The organism is Bacillus cereus G9842 (assembly GCF_000021305.1).
Lineage (GTDB): Bacteria > Bacillota > Bacilli > Bacillales > Bacillaceae_G > Bacillus_A > Bacillus_A thuringiensis_S.
On the sequence record NC_011772.1, the window covers coordinates 2,896,455 to 2,916,097 of the forward strand.

A 19,643-nucleotide genomic window follows, 5' to 3' on the forward strand; every position below is an offset into this window, starting at 1 on the left:
TAGTCTGTCTTTTTTGTTAAAATAAAGTAAAGGAGGAATGATTATGCGAAGAATGACTTTCGAACGTCCTACCGATCATTACGATGAACGCTTATACTCTATTGATGAAAAAATTTGCGCCCTATTAAAAGAACGAAAAGAACTTTCAGGTGATGACCCAGGTTTTCCACATGATGAAGCGATTTATAAATGGGCTAAGCAATACGAATTTTATCCAGACTATCTAAACTCATTATTCTCTTCCATGATGGATGAAGAAGAATTTAAACCTCGCGTTGAACCAACTGGCTTCAAAAAACATGTACCTGTTTTTAAAACTTATGAACATAATGGCGTCATGTATACTGTAACTTTTATTCGGCAATATGCAAATGCTAGTGTAGTTTATTTATATAGCGATTGGGATTCCACGGATGAAGATTTTATTGAAAATAAGCCTCATAGTTTCTTCCAATTATCAATAGATGATACATACGATTGCTGGTCAGAAGGTGGTGGTGGCACCGATGGACATATGAATCATCAATTCGTTATATCTCCTGTCCTTCCTGATAATTTGTCTGGAATAAGCTTACGATTTAAAGAACTCAGTATCCCGTTTAGGAAAGATCAAGCTGTGCTTGAATTTGAAATTCAGATAGACAAATAAGGTGAGACTATAATCAATCCACAAATAGTAAGATAAATAAGGTAATAAAATAAACAAGCCCCTTTCCAAACTGGATAAGGGGCTAAATATACACCTTCAAATGATTACTCTTGGTGATTACTATTAAGCTTTGAAATTTTCTTACCTTCTCTATAATCAAGACAAGACACTTCAATTAATAAGCCATTAAATACTGTAAAATAAAAACCATAACTACTACCTCGCATCGAATAAGGTTCCTTATCTATTTCAATGCCGCCTGCTACTAAACGATTATACGCTTGATCCACTTCATTTGTAGTTTCCACTAAAAAACCAATATGAAAAGCTTCCGGATACGTAACTTCCTTATTCCCTTTAAATGCTTTTGGATCACTTAGCACAAGTATAAATCCACTCTCATCACTCATAACTACAAGTGCTTTCCCTTTTTGTTCCAAAAATTGAAAATCAAAAAATGTTTCAAAGAAATGTCTCGCTTCTGATAAGTCATCAACACATAAATTTAAATGATTCAGCTTCATGTACTCATCTCCTTTTAAACAGAAGGGATATAGACTCATTTTCATAACCCTTAAATATGTAAGGCAAGATATTCAAGCGTTCCATCTAAGACTATGCTTTATAAGTCTAATATTTTTTTCTATATCCTAGAACATTTTTTTAATGAATGAAAGATTTCCTATCATTTACATCCCCCATTAATAAAAAAGAGGATACATGTTTGCTTCTACAACATGTATCCTCTGCTTGTATATTAAGACTGTTGATAAGCCGATTTCGATGATTTCACATAATAAACTGCGTGATCCACATTAATAATATGATCTGGTTTTGGTTTACCACGGCCTGCTCTATGTCCAGCTAAGTGTTCTTCACTTGTTTCCCAGTTTTTCCATGCTTCTTCAGATTCCCAGCGAATCATTACGACAACTTCTTCGTCGCCGCGTCTTACTTTTTTCACGAGAACACTTAAATCGATAAAGCCTTCAAATTTTTCAATAATACCTTCTCCAGTGAAACGTTCTACAACTATATTTGATGTACCTTCTTTTACTGTAAATGTTTTCGTTTCGATAAACATATATCCCACTCCCTCTTTGTAATACGAATACTAGTATGCTTCTATTATAATTGATTATGATAATTATTTTCAATTGTAAAGTTTTAATTTTTTGAATTATGCTGATTTCTTTTCTATCGCCTCATCTAAAAATTTGAAATATGGAAGTAACATCCCTATTAAAGATGTAACACATATAATTGCACCGATGATTACATATAGCGCTCTTACTCCCCACATTTCACTCAATATTCCCCCTACTAACACACCTAATGGCATAGCGGATCGTATAAAAAATAAACGCACTGAAAATACTTGTCCTATCATATTATTTGGGACGGTTTGTTGGCATATTGTCGTGTTATGAACATTGAAAAATGCAATACAAATCCCTGCTATTACTTCAATTATTATTGCAATGATAATACTATGATTGAATCCTAATGAAATGTATGTGAGTCCCCCTATAAACAATCCTCCGAGCATAAGTATACGCCGGCTTTTATATGTTACTTTTCCGACTAATACTGAGCCAATTACGTAGCCAAGTGGAAAACCTGCCATGAAATAACCGTACTCTGCATATCCCGCTGACAGCTCGTCTTTTATATAAGGAAGATTTGTGACCATCGTTACCCCTACTCCAAACTGCACGAAAGTAAGAAATATACCGAGCCAAACGATGATTGGTTTTGTGAAAAAATATGTAAAACCGTGAAGAAATTGTTCTAGCCACGTTTTCCGAATAGGTTGCGACGTTCTATTTTCTTTTATATAAAATAAGAAAGTGCCACTAACAAATAAACATATGCATACGAAAGATAATGTAAGTTCTGTTCCAATCAAATGAATGACTACTCCGCCTAATACTGGCGCAAGAAACATCATAAGGCGAGTCATCCCATCAATATACGCATTTGCATCTTGAAGTTGTTCTTTCCCTACAATGCTCGGTGTAATTGCTTGACTTGCAGGTGTATAAAGTGGTGTAATAAGTCCCACTACAATTTGAACAACATAAATGTGCCAAACTTCTATACTACCCGAAACTAGCATCACCAAAGGTAATAAAAATACGGACGCTCGTATCCATTGTGAAAATATCATAATCCACTTCCGGCTCCATTTATCAATAAATGGGCCACTTATTAATTGCAATATGAGTGATGGGATGAAATATAATAGCCACATACTACTTAAAGCCATTTCCGATCCTGTTAATTCATATACTAGAATTGAATTACATAACGTTCCGAAAGCCCCTCCTAATTCTGAGATTGCACTACCAATCCACATAAAAAAGAAAGAACGATTTTTCAATACACTCTTCACTATAGCTCACCAACTTTTCTCTTAAATTCCTCCCTTTATGTACATTCTTGTTGCATATTATCTATTCAAAAACGCTTCTAATTCTTTTGCTAACGACTGTACTGCTTTCTTCCTTAATACATACTTTCCGTCATGTATATCAACTAACTTCGCTGCACGTAACAATTTCAAATGATGGTGTACTGTCGATTTACCAAGCTGCAATCTTTCCGTTATTTCCTGTAATGTACGTTCTTTTTCAAACAACATTTTTACAATTCGCAATCTCGCCTCATCCCCAAGAGCCTTATGTTTTTGAACTAAAAAATAATTCGGTCCATACGGATCTTCAGGATGAATGCTTTCATTCGCAACTGGATAATGAAATACTTTCGTATCTTCAATATCTGCTTCAATATTCCACGGTCTGTACGTCATTTGCGGAATAAGAAGTACGTGATGAACACTTGGCTCTGGCATATAGTTCACTCCGCCAGTCGCCCACTCGACAAACTCTTCCGGTTTCATCTTTTTATTCATTTCATTTTTTGCTTCATAATCTCGTTTTAATATAGAAAGTATTTCTTCTTCCTCTTTCTTAATTATGCTCTCATACCAACCTGTCATTACAGTGATTAAATGAGATTTTAGCACTTGTACATCTACATCACATATAAAGCTAATATAAGTAGAAAAAAACGGATGATCCTGCGTTAATTCCTTTAGTTCATGTATTGCAGTTACATCTCTACTTGCGGCTAAACGTCTTTTCTCTTCATACTTCTCCCCTAAAAACGGTAAACATATAAATTTCAAATCTTCTTCTGAAAGTAAATCAATTTTAAAATTAAACTGCGATAAATCTTGAAAATCCTCTTTATACAATAACTGAAGCAATGCTTTCCACGTATTATGTTCTTCTACAAACTGCAAGTGTTCTCTCATCTCATTTGTTAATGATTGTCTAATTCCTTTCCATTCACTTTCAGTCTTTTCAAGAGTATCAATTAACCTTTTATGAGTAATTGCTGCAATACCAAGTGCACATTCGAAAAGTATCGAATATTTCACCTGAACGTTGTATGTTTCCCTCTTTTTACTCTTTATGTGATAGACCTCCATTTTTATCTCCTCCTTGTTTGCTATGTATTAAATTCTATTTTTATCGAATTTACCCTTCTATATTTTTAGAATTTACAAAAATATAAATTAAACCACATTCATTCTAAATTAAGAAGAATAAGAGCTTTTTTATATACAAATAATAAAGCTCAAGGAGTGGTTGACATGCATTTCATATTAAATATGTTAGGGATTTTCGTTGTCATATTAATCGTTTTCTTATGTTCGCCTAATAAAAAACATATAAAATGGAGACCAATTGTAATTCTCATCATATTGGAGCTTTTTATTACGTGGTTTATGTTAGGCACGAAACTCGGCAGTATTATCATTAATAAAATTGCGTCATTTTTCAGTTGGCTACTGGCATGCGCGAACGAAGGTATTCGCTTTGCATTTCCTTCCGCTATGGACAGTCCACACATTGATTTCTTCTTTAGTGCATTACTTCCTATCATTTTTGTTATTACTTTTTTCGATATTCTATCTTATTTCGGAATCTTAACTTGGATTATTGATAAAGTAGGTGCAGTTATTTCAAAGATTTCTCGTTTGCCAAAGTTAGAAAGTTTCTTTTCCATTCAAATGATGTTTTTAGGGAACACCGAAGCACTTGCAGTTGTTCGTGATCAATTATCTGTTTTAAAAGAAAATCGATTATTAACTTTTGGAATTATGAGTATGAGTAGCGTTAGCGGATCCATTCTTGGTGCTTATTTATCAATGGTTCCAGCAACATATATTTTCAGCGCAATCCCATTAAACTGTATTAACGCATTAATTTTAGCCAATATATTAAATCCTGTGGAAGTTTCGAAAGAAGAAGACGTTGTTTACACACCTTCAAAACATGAAAAAAAGGATTTCTTTTCTACTATTTCAAACAGTATGTTAGTTGGGATGAATATGGTTATCGTTATTTTAGCTATGGTAATTGGTTATGTAGCTTTAACAGCATGTTTAAATGGGATTTTAGGATTTTTTGTAACGGGGTTAACAATTCAAAAAATCTTCTCCATTATCTTTAGTCCTTTTGCATTTTTACTCGGTTTATCAGGCAGTGATGCTATGTATGTAGCTGAATTAATGGGGATCAAAATAACGACGAATGAATTTGTTGCTATGATGGATTTAAAATCAAACTTAAAGTCGCTACAACCGCATACGGTTGCGGTTGCAACAACATTTCTAGCTTCTTTTGCTAACTTTAGTACAGTAGGTATGATTTACGGAACTTACAATTCATTATTTGGCGGGGAAAAATCATCAGTCATCGGTAAAAATGTTTGGAAGCTTCTTGTTAGCGGGATGGCTGTTTCTTTATTAAGCGCTATGCTTGTAGGGCTTTTTGTATGGTAAATGGATATTATAATAACAAAAGACATCTCAATTAAATTGGATGTCTTTTGTTATTCTTAGCTCCGAATTTGTCCATTTCCACGAATTACATATTTTGTGGAAGTTAATGCTGGAAGCCCCATTGGTCCTCTTACGTGTAATTTTTGCGTACTGATACCAATTTCCGCTCCGAATCCAAATTCGGATCCATCTGTAAAACGAGTCGATGCATTATGATAAAGTGCCGCGGCATCTACAGAAGTAAAAAACTTGCTGACGTTTTCCTCGTTTTCAGTAATAATCGCTTCAGAATGCATAGATCCATACGTATTTATATGATGAATCGCTTCTTCAACAGTGGCAACCACTTTCACTGCTAGTGTGAGAGATAAAAACTCTGTTTCCCAGTCTTCTTCTGTCGCAAGTAAGATAGAAGTATCAATCGCCACTGCTTTATTATCACCGCGTAGCTCTACTCCTCTTTCCTTCAAAGAAGAAAACAACTCGCTACCATATTGCTCTGCCCAATTCTCATGAAGTACAATCGTCTCAATTGCATTACATACAGATGGGCGCTGTGTTTTTGCATTTATAATAATATTAAATGCCATTTGTTTATCCGCTGTTTCATCAATGAATATATGACAATTTCCCGCACCTGTTTCAAGTACTGGAACAGACGCTTCTCTCACTACTGTATCAATTAATTGTTTACCGCCTCTTGGTATAAGAACATCCAAGTACTCATTCAATGTAAACAGCTGTTTTGCACTATCTCTCGTTGTATCTTCTATGAGCTGTACACTTTCTGAAGGCAAGCTAGTTTGCTTAAGCGCCCGGTGAATAACGCTAACGATGGCTTTGTTAGAATGGATAGCAGAAGAACTACCACGTAGTATTACTGCGTTTCCTGTTTTTAAACAAATTGTAGCAGCATCAACAGTTACATTCGGTCTTGCCTCATAAATCATTCCGACAACACCAAGTGGTACGCGCATCTCCTGAATAGATAGTCCATTTGGTCGTTCCCATGCACTTACACATTCTCCAATAGGATCACGTAATTCAATTAACTGCTTAATACCCTCTGTCATATCAACAATTCGCTGTTCATTCAGCAAAAGGCGATCAAGGAGTGAATCAGAAAATCCTTTCTCCTTACCTTCTTCAATATCCCGTTTGTTTTCTTCTAAAATATAAGCTGTTTCTACTATCAACTGATTAGCAATTGCAGCAAGTGCTTCATTTTTTTGATCTGTAGTTTTAAGCACAAGTTCTCTAGCAACCTCTTTTGCTTTTATCCCCTTTGCCAACACTTCATTCATTTTCATTTCCTCCTTTTTAAAGTGAAACCCAATGATCTCTATGAATGACTTCATAACTATGTCTCTCGCCTCTTACTTGAATATCTTGGCTTTGCATACCTTTTACATCTCTTAGTTCCTCTGCACTATATGTGCATTGTCCTTTTCCTATTACGCGCCCTTGTTGCGTTACAACCTCTACAACTTCACCCACTTGGAAAAATCCTGATACATTCGTAACACCAGCTGGAAGTAAACTCTTACCATGCTGAATGATGGCAGTAGCCGCCCCAGCATCTACTTCAATTTGTCCGCTAACAAGCGAATGCAGGGCAATCCATTGCTTGTTCATCTTCATTTCTTTTTGAGGAGCATTACCAACATACGTTCCATCACCCTTACCCTTCAAAACATCTACAAACTTTTCCTGTCCACGTCCTGTCCCGATAAATACACTCACACCAAGAGAGAGTGCTGTCTTTGCAGCATCGATTTTTGATTTCATACCACCAGTCCCAAGTTTTGAGCCAGCATCTCCTGCAAGAGAAGAAATTTCTTCCGTAACTTCAGGAAGAAAATAATATTTTTTTGCATCCGCATTTTTCTGAGGATTTTTGTCATATAACCCGTTCACATCCGTAAAGATCATAAGCATATCCGCCGAAACAAGCCCGCTTACTAAAGCTGACAGCATATCATTATCACCGAACGTCAGCTCCTCTAAAGAGATGGAATCATTTTCATTAATAATTGGAAGAGCGGAACGGTTTAGTAATTCTCCTAACGTAGCGTAAGCATTACTATATTGTTCTTTTCTAGAAAAATCACTTCTCGTCAGCAAAAGTTGCGCAGTAACGATGCCATATTTACGGAATTCCTCCGTGTACGCCTGCATTAACAAACTTTGTCCGACAGCTGCTGCAGCCTGTTTCCCTTTAATCGTTACAGGTCTACTAGGATATCCTAGCGCTGAAAAACCTGCAGCGACGGCTCCAGATGTAATTAACACAACCTCGTGCCCTTCCTCTTTCAACCGAGCCAATGCGGCAACGTGATCTGAAAGCTGTTCTGTAGAGATGCCTCCGTGACTATCTGCCAAGGAACTACTTCCAATCTTTACAACAATTCGTTGTTTTTTCACCTTTTTATCCCCCAAGTCTAAAATCAAAGTTTTTATAGTTTACACTTCATTCACTTTGCAACTATATCTATTCTCATCAATGCTGCATTGAAGTATTTAAGAGCAAAATAAAAATGACCGCTTCGCCCTTAATAAAATAAAAAGGACGAAACGGTCATTGTTCCGCGGTACCACCTTAATTGATATACATAGATATCCACTTGGTGCCTATAACGCAGGCGAACGCCTAAACTTTCATTTAAGACTCGGGGATAGGTTCGATACATTCTATACGAGGAATCTTTCAGCCGGTGAATTCCACTCTCTTTCGCAAGAAGACATATGTACTAATTCCCTTCAACGATTTTCAATCTAATTTTTTTATATTATGCGATATAGTTCAATTCGGTGTCAAGAGGTATTTTTAAAAATAAATAGTGCCACAAGTGACTTGTATGAAATTATTGCCCTACTGAATGAAAATACAAATTGATATAAGTTTAACTCATATTCATAAACATAAAACCTTACATTATAGTGTATATATTTACATAATGTCGAATATAATTAATTTTTATCTTTTAGTGTTGCAAAAAGGAATATATTCTCTTAGAATGTTTCTTTATATTGCACAGGGATATTATTATTATTCTAAGATAACAATATCAAACCGATATAATTGATTATAAAAGGAGCAAGATTGAGTTATTATGGATAAACAAATTGGATTCATCGGTTGCGGAAATATGGGAATGGCTATGATTGGCGGGATGCTAAACAAAAAGATAGTGTCTTCAAATCATATTATTTGTTCAGATTTAAACACTGCTAATTTAAAAAATGCTAGTGAAAAATATGGGCTAACTACAACTACCGACAACAATAAAGTAGCTAAAAATGCTGATATTTTAATTTTATCAATTAAACCAGACCTATACGCATCAATAATTAATGAAATAAAAGAAGTAATCAAAAACGATGCTATCATCGTTACGATCGCTGCTGGTAAAAGTATTGAAAGTACTGAAAATGCCTTTAATAAAAAATTAAAAGTTGTAAGAGTAATGCCTAATACTCCTGCTCTTGTTGGAGAAGGAATGTCTGCATTATGCCCTAATGAAATGGTGACAGAAAAAGATTTAGAAGATGTACTAAACATTTTCAATAGTTTTGGTCAAACAGAGATCGTAAGTGAAAAATTAATGGATGTTGTAACATCTGTAAGTGGTTCTTCACCAGCATATGTATATATGATTATAGAAGCGATGGCAGATGCTGCTGTACTAGATGGTATGCCTAGAAATCAAGCATATAAATTCGCTGCTCAAGCTGTGTTAGGCTCTGCAAAAATGGTACTAGAAACAGGAATACATCCAGGTGAATTGAAAGATATGGTTTGTTCTCCTGGTGGAACGACAATAGAAGCTGTAGCAACATTAGAGGAAAAAGGATTACGAACAGCGATTATTTCAGCTATGCAGCGTTGTACGCAAAAGTCTGTTGAACTATCTGGTCAAACTAAAAAATAAAACTATAAAAGAGATTACGTTAGCTATGAATTCACATAATTTTAATTAAAAATTCACTACATGATAAACGGCCAAACTCATATAAAATTGAGCTTGGCCGTTCCGTTTTTAATTATATTAAAATAATTTCATTCGAATTTTCTTTAAAGGTTCTGTTTTATCCCTTACCTATTCCCTACTATGATTGTGTAATTTTATTAGAAACTAATAATTTTTCAATGCATTTCGGTAACATATCTAATAGTGTTTCAAATGCGTAGTTTACATCTAGACGTTCTGTCCATTGATGTGCATCTTTTCCTACCGGCCCCATATTTAATACTGGAACATCAAACTCTTCTAATTCCTGAAGCGGAATTGAATAACCTTTATCCCATAATGGCATATTGTCTACAAGCGAACTCATTGAATCCAGTGGATACTGCAAGCCTACATAGCTTAAATCTGAAATCCCCCCAAAATAATTTTGGTTTTCAAATGTAATCTTATGATTGTAGTGTGCATACTTTTCCATTTCTACAACCACCTCTTTTATTAAAGGATTGTTGCGTGAACTCACAGCTGGATAGTACGGCGGAGCGAAGAAAAGTACAATCATCGGTGCCTTTTCTTTACATAAAATCGCTAATTTATCTACTAAATCAATCGTTACCGCACGATCATCTTTATCTTCTCTATTTTTTATAATATTAGATTGAATATGATTTATTTTTTCTTGTCCATGTTGCTCAATTGCATATGTGATAAGCTCTTCATACGTTAATACATTTACTTTGAGATTAGGTGGTATAAATGGATTATATTTAGAAAAACGATATGCATGTTTTTCATACGACTCTTCTATTTTCTCTGCAACTTTCGTTACTTTTTGATGTAACAATGAAACTACATCTGTCATTGATTTTTCTAATAAAAACAAATTAAATAATGTGACTGCACGATGCGGAATTTGTACAGAATAATCCTCTTTTAAGTCCCTTTGAAGTAAGTTAGTTGGCGGAGGACTCGCTTCCCCTTCTACAATATCACAAAGGTCTGTGTTTAACTCTAATTCTGCCGTTATTAATGAAGCCATATAACTCCCATTTAAGCCTGCAAAAGGTTCACCTACATGTGTCTCTTTTCCGTAGCAAAGAAATCCAGGTAACACTTTACCAATAGAGCCAGTGTAAATATACTTATTTTGGTCACCAGGATGTCTTGAAAACATAGGCTCTGAGTTTAAGACCGTTTTATAATCTAAGTTATGCTCTCTTGCTAAATCTAACAGTCTCGGAACAGCGGCCCTCATCCCTACAGAATTCACTTCTTCATCTGGTACAGCCAATAAAAGAACATTCCCATCGAATCTTCCTTCACATGCTTGTTCAATCATTGCCATTTGTAATGCTAGACCGCATTTCATATCCATTGTTCCTCTACCAAACAGCCATTCTCCTTGTTCTATATCTTCACGTACATGGTCTGGAAGTTCATCTTTATGAGAATAAAACATAGATGTTAACTTTTTAGGATTAAATGCATCTTCTTTCCACACTCCGTAATCCTGTACATCTACAACATCAAAGTGACTTACTAGAATTACAGTATTTTTTGTACTATCGCTTTTCTTTACTAGTGCTGTAACAAAATATCGTCCGTCCCCTGTCGGATTTTTTTGTAAATGATGCGGGTTTTCTTTGAAATACTGTAATTCAGATAATTGTTCCACAACAAAGTCTGGCAATATTACTTCAGCTTCTGAACCGGTAATACTAGGAATTTCAACAAGACTGCTTAATAATTGAATCAATTGTTCTTTTGATTGCCACTTTGACATATAAATCCCCCTATTTTTCCGCATTATGAAAACGAATTCCAGTATATGAATAAAAAATGACGACAGCTATCAAAATTATAGTTCTGATGTACTGCCGATTTTTATTGATATTTCATGAGCTGCTTGTTTTACCTTGCTAATAAGAAAAGATAGTCGATCATCATTAATACGATGACTAATTAACCCAACACTTAATGCTCCTACTACTTTATGATTAAATCCGATAATAGGTGCAGCTACTGAAGCTGTCCCTTCTGTTTTTTCACCATAACTGACAGCATATCCTTCATTTTTTATTTGCTTTATTTGATTAAGAAGAATTTGCTTTTGTTCTGGTAATGAAGAAAGTAAATGTTCTACAATATGTTCCATTTCATTCGTTTTCATATTGGCAAGCATCGTTTTATTTGCGGCACCAATTGAAAGTGGAATTTGTTCCCCTAGATTATCGATAACTCGAATTTTTAAAGGACTATCCATTCTTTCAATGATAATAGAATGTGTTCCGTTTGGAATATTTAAATAGACACTTTCTTCGACTTCAAAGGCCAACCGCTTCATCACTTCTCTTGCAACTGATCTGTAGTCTACCTTCTCCAATTGACGTAACCCTATTTCCATCCACATTGGTCCAATTTTGTACTGTTTTGTCTCTGGTATTTGTGTAACTAACCCATGCTCCATTAGAGAGTTAAGTAATCTATGTACTGTACTAACTGGGAGATGTGTTCCATCTGCTATATCAGAAATAGCCCAATACTCTTTTTCATTTGTAGAATTCAATAATTTAATAATACTTATCGCTCGATCAATGGACTGTACCATAACTCGCCTCAACTTTACTCGTAATATGTTAGTACGTTTAATTAACTATCAATTTAGCAAACATTCGAAATGAAATCAATCTATTTATTTAATTTTCTAACAATAAAAATATATCACTAATAACAAATTGAAAACGCAAACAAAAAAATATTGACTTTTATTTTTAATTATCTGAAAATTATAACAAGATTTCACATCACGGAATACATTCCATAATACGGAAAAACATCAAACTTTATTCTATCAACTACGAAAGTGAGGAAAACAATGGCCCAAGTAAGTAATACAAACAATGAATTAAAACGAACGATGAAAAGTAGACACTTATTCATGATTGCACTCGGTGGTGTGATTGGAACGGGGTTATTTAACGGATCTGGCTTTATAATAAGTCAAGCTGGACCTGGTGGATCCGTACTTGCCTTTATGGCCGGTGGATTATTAATGTATTTCGTTATGCTATGTCTTGGTGAACTCGCTGTAGCCATGCCTGTCTCAGGTTCATTCCAAGAATATGCCACTAAATTCATCAATCCTGCAACTGGCTTTACAATCGGATGGTTGTATTGGTTAAGCTGGGCGAATACGACCGGTCTTGAATTTACAACTGCCGGCATTACAATGCAGCGCTGGTTTCCTGATATTCCTGTCTGGGTTTGGTGCTTAATATTCGGAGTTACAATCTTCACTATTAACGCATTATCTGCTCGTAGTTATGCAGAAACAGAATTTTGGTTTTCAAGTATAAAAGTATCTGCCATTATAGCTTTTATTATTCTTGGCGGCGCCGCTATGTTCGGTTTTATTGATTTAAAAGGCGACGAACCAGCTCCGCTATTATCAAATTTCGTAAATCATGGTGGTTTATTCCCAAATGGACTTGCCGCTATTCTTTTAACAATGGTTACAGTCAACTATTCCTTCCAAGGTACAGAACTTGTTGGAATCGCAGCAGGTGAAAGTGAAGATCCAGCAAAAACTTTACCTCGTTCTATTAGAAATATTATATGGCGCACGATGTTTTTCTTCGTCTTAGCAATCTTTGTTCTTGTTGCTTTAATTCCTTGGGAAGAAGCTGGATTAACAAAGAGCCCATTCGTTGCTGTTTTTGATAATATCGGTATTCCATATGCAGCTGATATTATGAACTTTGTTATTCTTACTGCTGTTCTTTCTGTTGCAAACTCAGGACTATACGCTGCTACTCGAATGCTTTGGTCTTTATCAAAAAACGAAATGGCTCCAGCCTTTTTAAAGAAATTATCATCACGTGGGATTCCTCTCAACGCTTTAATCATGACGATAGCTATTTCTGCTTTTTCTCTTTTGACAAGCGTAGTAGCTGCTGAAACGGTTTACTTATGGCTCATTTCAATTTCCGGAGTCATTACCATTATTGTTTGGATGTCAATTTGTGTTTCTCAATTCTTTTTCCGCAAACATTATTTAGCAGACGGTGGAAAATTAGAAGACTTAAAATTTAAAACACCACTTTATCCACTCGTACCAATTCTTGGTTTTGGATTGTATGGCATTATATTAATCAGTCTTATTTTTATCCCAGAACAACGACTTGGAATCTATTGCACTGTACCATTTATCATCTTTTGCTATACCTACTATCACTTTAAAGTTAAGAAAAGAATATCTACTAACACTCATAGTGAAAGTAAAATTAGCGAGACTATGTAATATTTGACGATACATAAAAGACCACACGTGGCGCTTCACTTCATGTATGGTCTTTTATCGTTCCTTCTTTCATTTCTCCCTACTATTGAAAGGATTATTTATAACACTTTAAGTTCTGAATTTCTCAGATGAACTATGGGTTGAAAAGTGAGCATTTCAATACCTTCCCCCCAGATTTCAAGTTTTGCCAATGATGATGTTGAAAGTGTTAATGTAGTAAATGCTACAATACTAGCAATTATGATTTTTACTGTTCATAAGTTGATGATTCAGCTTACTATTACTGTTTTGTTTTGATATATTTAATATATATTTAAAGACAGACAGGAGTTAGATACGATGATAAAAGGTTTCGGAGGAATATTTTGGAGAACTAAGAATCTTGATGTTATAAAAAAATGGTACAGTGAAGTGTTGAAACTTGATATAGAAGATTGGAATGGGACTGTGATTAAACCCCAGTTAGGAAATGAGACCATCTTTTCTTTCTTTACTGAGAATGACAATTATTTTCCAACAGAACAACAAGTAATGTTAAATTTCCAAGTATATAATCTAAACAAGACTATAAAGCATCTTGAGAATATTGGTGTACCTCTTGAAAAGAAAGAAGAAATGAGTGAATTTGGAAAGTTTATTTGGATTAAGGATCCTGAAGGTCGATTGATTGAACTTTGGGAGAAATAGGTGATTATACTTATCTACTATTAAGTTAACAGCCGCGTTAATACAACAAGGTAAATAAAAAGTCGATTCCTTTAACTCCACAGGAAATCGATTTTTTTGTGGAGTTAAAATTCTTAGCTTTGTAATTTCGCATTTTTCAAATTCTGCCCTATGGCCATCAACTTAAGAACATTAAAAACGATGCTATTCTTACGAAAAGAATAGTGTTTTTCATTATTTTAATATGATTTCATCTGAATTTAATGAATATATCCCCTCTCCTACAAAAGTAGTAGAATATTCATTTAAACTTGCTACCTCAGTTGGATTTATCTTATTTCAATTTCAATATAATAGTAAGTAGGTATATCGGATATAGATGTACATTACTAGGCTTATACATATTTCAACTTTAGAATTACATTCACTATTCAATTGGTAGTTACCAATAAAGAAAGGAATGATCATAATAATACAGAACATATACGAAACTCATTTACATGTAAAAAATTTAGAAAAAGCGATAAATTTCTATCAAAACAAGATAGGATTAACGTTAGCAAGAAAACTCTCCAAAAGAAGAGTGGCTTTCTTTTGGGTCGGAGAAAATAAAAAACAAATGCTTGGACTATGGGAAGTAAATAATATCGAAGACTTTGAGCCGAGACATTTTGCTTTTGGTGTAAATTTAGAATCTTTAATGACTTCTAAATCTTGGTTAGAGGAACGTGGAATAGAAGTGATAGGAAGTCAAGGAAAAGGAAATCAAGAGCCAATTGTCCAAAGGTGGATGCCCGCTGCAAGTGTATACTTTCTAGATTGTGATGGAAATAAATTAGAATTCATTTCTATGTTACATGAGAATCCAGATGAATTAGAATATGCATCTTATTTAAGTGTATGGAATGCGGAACACCAAGAAAAATGAATGAAATTTCCATTCAAGTCTTTTCTTATTTTTAGATATAATGTTGTACTATCCCCTTTTTGCTATTAATTTCCGTCGGATTTATGAACAGTTATCATAATGGAGAATTCATGACAACTCCACTTATTAACATAATGTATTTACTGTCACCTTATATTTGTACTTACGTACGAGCAATTCCTAATCTGCTTCAATTATAATTTGAATCATTTAATTTTTCTTCTTATCTGGCATCTACTCTTTAAACAAAAACTCCCCTTAAATCGAAAATGATTAAGGGGAGTTTTATATGCGATGCAATTATAGTTCAGATTTCACCCGAACAGAAACATTATTTTTAATTATATTTTTGACATCTTTAAAGCTAACAAAATTGTTACTTTTCTCATCCCAAAGACGGAAACGTAGTGATTGTAAGCTTGTAGCAAGCGTAATCGTTGGTACATTTTTTAAAGGAAGCGTATTATTGTGTGCCTCTTCTAGTTTATAGTTAGGTACTCTTGGGCTTAAATGGTGAACATGATGGAATCCAATATTACCCGTTAGAAATTGCAAAATTTTGGGAAGCTTATAAAAAGAACTTCCTTCCACTGCCGCTTTCACATATTCCCAATCTTTATCCTCTTCAAAATAAGAATCCTCAAATGTGTGCTGTACGTAAAACAGCCAAATCCCTACTGAACCTGCTATTAAGAATATAGTACCATGTACTAACAGAAACGATTGCCACCCAATCGCCCAGCAAAGTATAGCTACTACAGCAACGATTAAAACATTTGTTAAATAAGTGTTCATACGTTCTTTTTTTCTAGCACCTTTTCGGTTAAATCTATTTTTAAGCAGGAAAACATAAATTGGGCCTAACCCAAACATAACGAATGGATTGCGATATAAACGATATGCTAAACGGAGTCTAAATGGTGCTGCTACATATTCATCTACTGTAAGCGTCCAAATATCCCCTGTACCCCTCTTATCCAAATTACCACTCGTAGCGTGGTGAATAGAATGCTCATGCCCCCACTGATCAAATGGGAATAATGTTAAAACACCCATACACGTTCCAACTATTCTATTTGCACGTCGACTTTTAAAGAATGAATAATGGGTACAATCATGAAAAATAATGAAAATCCTTGTCATAAATCCAGCGGCTAACAGTGCTGGAACTAATGTTAACCAATAAGAAACTGACAAACTTTTATAAGCAAGGTACCATAAAATAATAAATGGCACGATTGTGTTGATCAGTTGCCAAACACTTTTTTTAATCGTTGATTTTTCAAAAGGAGCAACTTGTTTTTTTAAATTTTTAGTATTTTCTAAGGTCATTGTTCTAATTCCTTTCCTTTTTGTTGCTAATTCATATTATAGCACACTATTAGTATCAGGTGTTAAAAGTAGCTATAATAAATATTTTATACTATGAAAATCTCTTTTTTCTTACTCATTACTTACAAATTTCTTACGTCCAAAATAGCTTCTATAATTGGACAGACGGAGCATTTTATGTATCAAAAAAACTTCATATTTTTCCAATAAGTACATAAAAAACAGCGAGTTTTTTCACAAGAAGAAAAAAGCTGCAATCAGTCAGTTTCACCGACTTATCGCAGCTTCTCTTCTTTTTACCTTATTTTATCGATGAAGCCAAACTGCACCTGCAGACTTGTCTTCAGCTTGGCCTACTACTTCAAACTTCAGTCCTAGCTTCGGTAACTTACGTCCTGCATCAGGAATAACGCTGTTGATGTATTGCTTAGAATCATCAAATTTTGCCACTCCTGGTAATCCTTTATAATCAAAGATACCGCGTGTTGGTGAATTTACTTTCCATGCTGGTGTTTGATCAAATGAGAATGCCGCATCAGCAATTTGATAACGCGTACTGCTCTTCACAGTAGGTTGTCCGTTTAATGTCCCTACAATTGCCTCTGGATGAGAATCTACTACTCCTAAGAACCCTTCACCTGGATGAACGCCTACCCAGTTATCTGTAAAGCTTTGATCCGCATACCATACAACCATTCCTGTATTAAATACTGGGCCACGTGCATGTTGTAACGCAGTGTCAGAACCAGCGTAATTTCTCCACTCTACATAGTAATTATGTTTTTTCTGTTCAAATCCGTTAGACACAGTAAAGCCTTTTAACGTCATTGCTGGCTGACCTTCTGCATCATCAGAGAAAACAACTTTTCCATCTACAGTTAAGGCTGCATTATCTAACGCAAATCCTTTATAAGCTACTGCAATATCTGTTAAGTACTCAAATTGCAGTTTTACTTTTTTCCCTTTGAATTGGCTTAAATCGTATGATTTATCAACCCATTTACCATCAGTTGTATCCGCGCCGCCTTTTACATCTTTTTCGCCCATTCTATCAATGCGTGTCTTCGTTCCATCTTCTGCAATCGCATATACGTCAAGGAAATCATACTTCGCTTCAAGTTCGTAAAATGCCTTATAATCGAACTTAGCATCCTTTGCATTTGTTAAGTCAAATACTGGTGTCTCAAGTGTTGTATGAATGTCATTTCCTTTTGTACTGTAATAGAACTTCTTACCAAACGCCGATTCGATATTTTTTATATCTTTGTCCGGCAAGTTAACACGAACAATTCCAGGTCGTTTAGATTTTGTAGTACTTTGATCTACATATGTTGCAACACCGATTCCTTTGCTAAGTTTGTCATAATCTACTTCAAGAATATTCGCCCAGTTCCCCTTCATATTCTTTTGGAAAAACTCTTTATTTTGTGGCGAGAAACTCGTTGGCTCTGTTCCTGCAATTTTTCCAGCCCAGCTACCACCACTCATAATAGACCATGACTCAACAGGTTCACCTTGTCCTGAGTACTTTGTATCATATTCATCTGGTAAGCCTAAATCATGGCCATACTCATGTGCAAACACACCAACTGCTCCGTCTTCAGGCTCGATTGTATAATCATATGCAGCCATCTTTCCGCCCCAGTTCGAAACAGAAGATTTCGTGCCATCAATTGCATATGGTTTTGAACCTAGTTTTGAACGATGTGACCAAATCGCATCATCTTTCAATTTACCGCCGCCAGCTTCTTGACCAACGCCAGCATGTACAACCATTAAATGATCAATAATGCCATCTGGCTCATTTTTATTTCCATCACCATCTTGATCGTATTGATCAAATTGGTCATAGTCTGCTAAATTGATTCCTTTTGCTACCGCTGCTTTTAATGCTTCTTTCACAAAATCTTTTGGTCCTAAAGGCCCCTTGTTATCATGCCCAGTACCCGCATCAGCACCATAATCTGATGCTTTTCCTGGAACAGTAAGCCACTCTGTTACAGTCCCATCAACTGTATAGCTACCACCAGATTGTTCTTCATAATATTGCTTAAATGTGTTAATCTTCGATCCATCAAATAAAGTGAATGGTTCATCACCAAATAACATTTTTTGATAATGTTCACGATTAAAGTCCTTAGAATACATGTATCCTGGCTCTTGATCAATATTGTTATGCTTAAAATCGCTAAATTCTACAAGTAAAACAAGTACTTTATCTTTTCGAACAGCTCCATTGTATTCTTCTTGCTTCGCTGATGTAGTAGGTACTTTTCCATTTAATTTCCCTGGATTCAATGCTGCACCTTGTCCAGCTACTGGGCCTACTTCAGGCTGCTGTGCCTGTTCATTTTCCTTCATTTTTGTATCTTTTACTTTTTTCATAAAATCAGAAGCTTCTTGTGTAAGACTATCTCCTGTTAAGATTTCTTTCCCAGGGTTTTCCCCTTTCTTTTTCTCAACATATTTTTCGACAGCCTTTGACGTCTCAGCTTGTGATGCAGATTGATCAATTACCCCCCGTTGTTTTAGCGCTTCTGCCAAACGCTCCTCCGGTATTAAGTGCTCATCTATTGGTAGAGATGATGTTGGTGTCTCAGCATAAGCTGCGTGACCTCCAAAAGCAAACGTACTACTTAGTACTGCTGCTGTTGTTAATACCGCTAATGGTTTTAATTTCTTTTTCTTTTTCAATGTATTTCCTCCCCAGTGTCTGCAAATTATCGTTTTTTGCCGATAACAACATAATATTCGTTATAATACGAATATTCAATCTTTTTCAACAAATAAAATGTTGAGAAATATTTTTTTATGCAGGGTGAAATACATAAGATATAAAAACAAACAGACTCTCCTATAAATAACAGTGAACTTTTATATGTTCTTAGTTACAATTAAAATCCAGTAAATCTGGGATTCATACTTTTTTAATAAAAATAAGAATT

General features: G+C 34.9%; 16 protein-coding genes and 1 other annotated feature. Of the genes, 6 read left to right on the forward strand and 10 right to left on the reverse strand.

Annotated elements, in window-relative coordinates; translation table 11 throughout:
- Positions 1-43 precede the first annotated feature (43 nt).
- Positions 44-649, forward strand: coding sequence for a hypothetical protein (locus BCG9842_RS14620; RefSeq protein WP_001253821.1), 606 nt, complete (start codon positions 44-46; stop codon positions 647-649).
- Positions 650-753: 104 nt separating this feature from the next.
- Here BCG9842_RS14620 and BCG9842_RS14625 read toward each other — a convergent pair whose 3' ends face one another.
- From BCG9842_RS14625 to BCG9842_RS14640, 4 genes are all read right to left on the reverse strand, one after another.
- Positions 754-1,173 (reverse strand): VOC family protein, encoded by a 420-nt coding sequence (locus BCG9842_RS14625; RefSeq protein ID WP_000773089.1) that lies wholly within the window; start codon positions 1,171-1,173, stop codon positions 754-756.
- A gap of 233 nt (positions 1,174-1,406) precedes the next feature.
- Positions 1,407-1,733 carry a heme-degrading monooxygenase HmoA gene (hmoA, locus tag BCG9842_RS14630; protein ID WP_000469498.1) on the reverse strand — a complete coding sequence of 109 codons (327 nt, stop codon included), beginning with the start codon at positions 1,731-1,733 and terminating at the stop codon, positions 1,407-1,409.
- A 96-nt stretch (positions 1,734-1,829) separates the two neighbouring features.
- Positions 1,830-3,044, reverse strand: coding sequence for an MFS transporter (locus BCG9842_RS14635; protein WP_000843812.1), 1,215 nt, complete (start codon positions 3,042-3,044; stop codon positions 1,830-1,832).
- Positions 3,045-3,101: 57 nt separating this feature from the next.
- A complete protein-coding gene (locus tag BCG9842_RS14640) occupies positions 3,102-4,145 on the reverse strand; it encodes an ArsR/SmtB family transcription factor (RefSeq protein ID WP_000454536.1) in 1,044 nt (347 codons plus the stop codon).
- A 165-nt stretch (positions 4,146-4,310) separates the two neighbouring features.
- Here BCG9842_RS14640 and BCG9842_RS14645 point away from each other — a divergent pair, with 165 nt between their 5' ends.
- Positions 4,311-5,504, forward strand: coding sequence for a NupC/NupG family nucleoside CNT transporter (locus BCG9842_RS14645; RefSeq protein ID WP_000545480.1), 1,194 nt, complete (start codon positions 4,311-4,313; stop codon positions 5,502-5,504).
- 56 nt (positions 5,505-5,560) lie between these two features.
- On the opposite strand, the gene BCG9842_RS14650 is transcribed toward BCG9842_RS14645, so the two are convergent.
- Together BCG9842_RS14650 and proB are read right to left on the reverse strand one after the other, a co-directional pair.
- Complete coding sequence (locus tag BCG9842_RS14650) at positions 5,561-6,808, reverse strand: glutamate-5-semialdehyde dehydrogenase (protein ID WP_001006616.1); 1,248 nt, start codon at positions 6,806-6,808, stop codon at positions 5,561-5,563.
- A 16-nt stretch (positions 6,809-6,824) separates the two neighbouring features.
- The gene (gene proB, locus BCG9842_RS14655; RefSeq protein ID WP_000744738.1) at positions 6,825-7,928 is read right to left on the reverse strand and encodes a glutamate 5-kinase; all 1,104 of its coding nucleotides are present in this window, start codon (positions 7,926-7,928) and stop codon (positions 6,825-6,827) included.
- Between the two features lie 138 nt (positions 7,929-8,066).
- Positions 8,067-8,277 (reverse strand) — a binding site (T-box leader).
- Between the two features lie 340 nt (positions 8,278-8,617).
- Here proB and proC point away from each other — a divergent pair.
- Positions 8,618-9,436: a pyrroline-5-carboxylate reductase gene (gene proC, locus BCG9842_RS14660; protein ID WP_000360732.1), complete on the forward strand. Its 819-nt coding sequence runs from the start codon at positions 8,618-8,620 to the stop codon at positions 9,434-9,436.
- Between the two features lie 178 nt (positions 9,437-9,614).
- Here proC and BCG9842_RS14665 read toward each other — a convergent pair whose 3' ends face one another.
- Both BCG9842_RS14665 and BCG9842_RS14670 read right to left on the reverse strand, forming a co-directional pair.
- Positions 9,615-11,279: a M20/M25/M40 family metallo-hydrolase gene (locus BCG9842_RS14665; protein WP_136804177.1), complete on the reverse strand. Its 1,665-nt coding sequence runs from the start codon at positions 11,277-11,279 to the stop codon at positions 9,615-9,617.
- Positions 11,280-11,330: 51 nt separating this feature from the next.
- On the reverse strand, positions 11,331-12,080 hold the full coding sequence (locus BCG9842_RS14670; RefSeq protein ID WP_000250748.1) for an IclR family transcriptional regulator: 750 nt from the start codon (positions 12,078-12,080) through the stop codon (positions 11,331-11,333).
- Positions 12,081-12,347: 267 nt separating this feature from the next.
- Here BCG9842_RS14670 and BCG9842_RS14675 point away from each other — a divergent pair, with 267 nt between their 5' ends.
- The 3 genes from BCG9842_RS14675 to BCG9842_RS14685 all read left to right on the forward strand — a co-directional run bounded on the left by BCG9842_RS14675 (position 12,348) and on the right by BCG9842_RS14685 (position 15,366).
- Positions 12,348-13,772, forward strand: coding sequence for an amino acid permease (locus BCG9842_RS14675; RefSeq protein WP_000079994.1), 1,425 nt, complete (start codon positions 12,348-12,350; stop codon positions 13,770-13,772).
- 339 nt (positions 13,773-14,111) lie between these two features.
- Positions 14,112-14,459, forward strand: a complete 348-nt coding sequence (locus BCG9842_RS14680; RefSeq protein WP_000589588.1) for a VOC family protein — start codon at positions 14,112-14,114, stop codon at positions 14,457-14,459.
- 448 nt (positions 14,460-14,907) lie between these two features.
- Positions 14,908-15,366, forward strand: coding sequence for a VOC family protein (locus BCG9842_RS14685; RefSeq protein ID WP_041488168.1), 459 nt, complete (start codon positions 14,908-14,910; stop codon positions 15,364-15,366).
- A 300-nt stretch (positions 15,367-15,666) separates the two neighbouring features.
- Here BCG9842_RS14685 and BCG9842_RS14690 read toward each other — a convergent pair whose 3' ends face one another.
- Positions 15,667-16,698, reverse strand: a complete 1,032-nt coding sequence (locus tag BCG9842_RS14690; protein WP_000171502.1) for a fatty acid desaturase — start codon at positions 16,696-16,698, stop codon at positions 15,667-15,669.
- 306 nt (positions 16,699-17,004) lie between these two features.
- Positions 17,005-19,392, reverse strand: a complete 2,388-nt coding sequence (locus tag BCG9842_RS14695) for an immune inhibitor A domain-containing protein (RefSeq protein ID WP_000727453.1) — start codon at positions 19,390-19,392, stop codon at positions 17,005-17,007.
- Between the last annotated feature and the right edge of the window lie 251 nt (positions 19,393-19,643).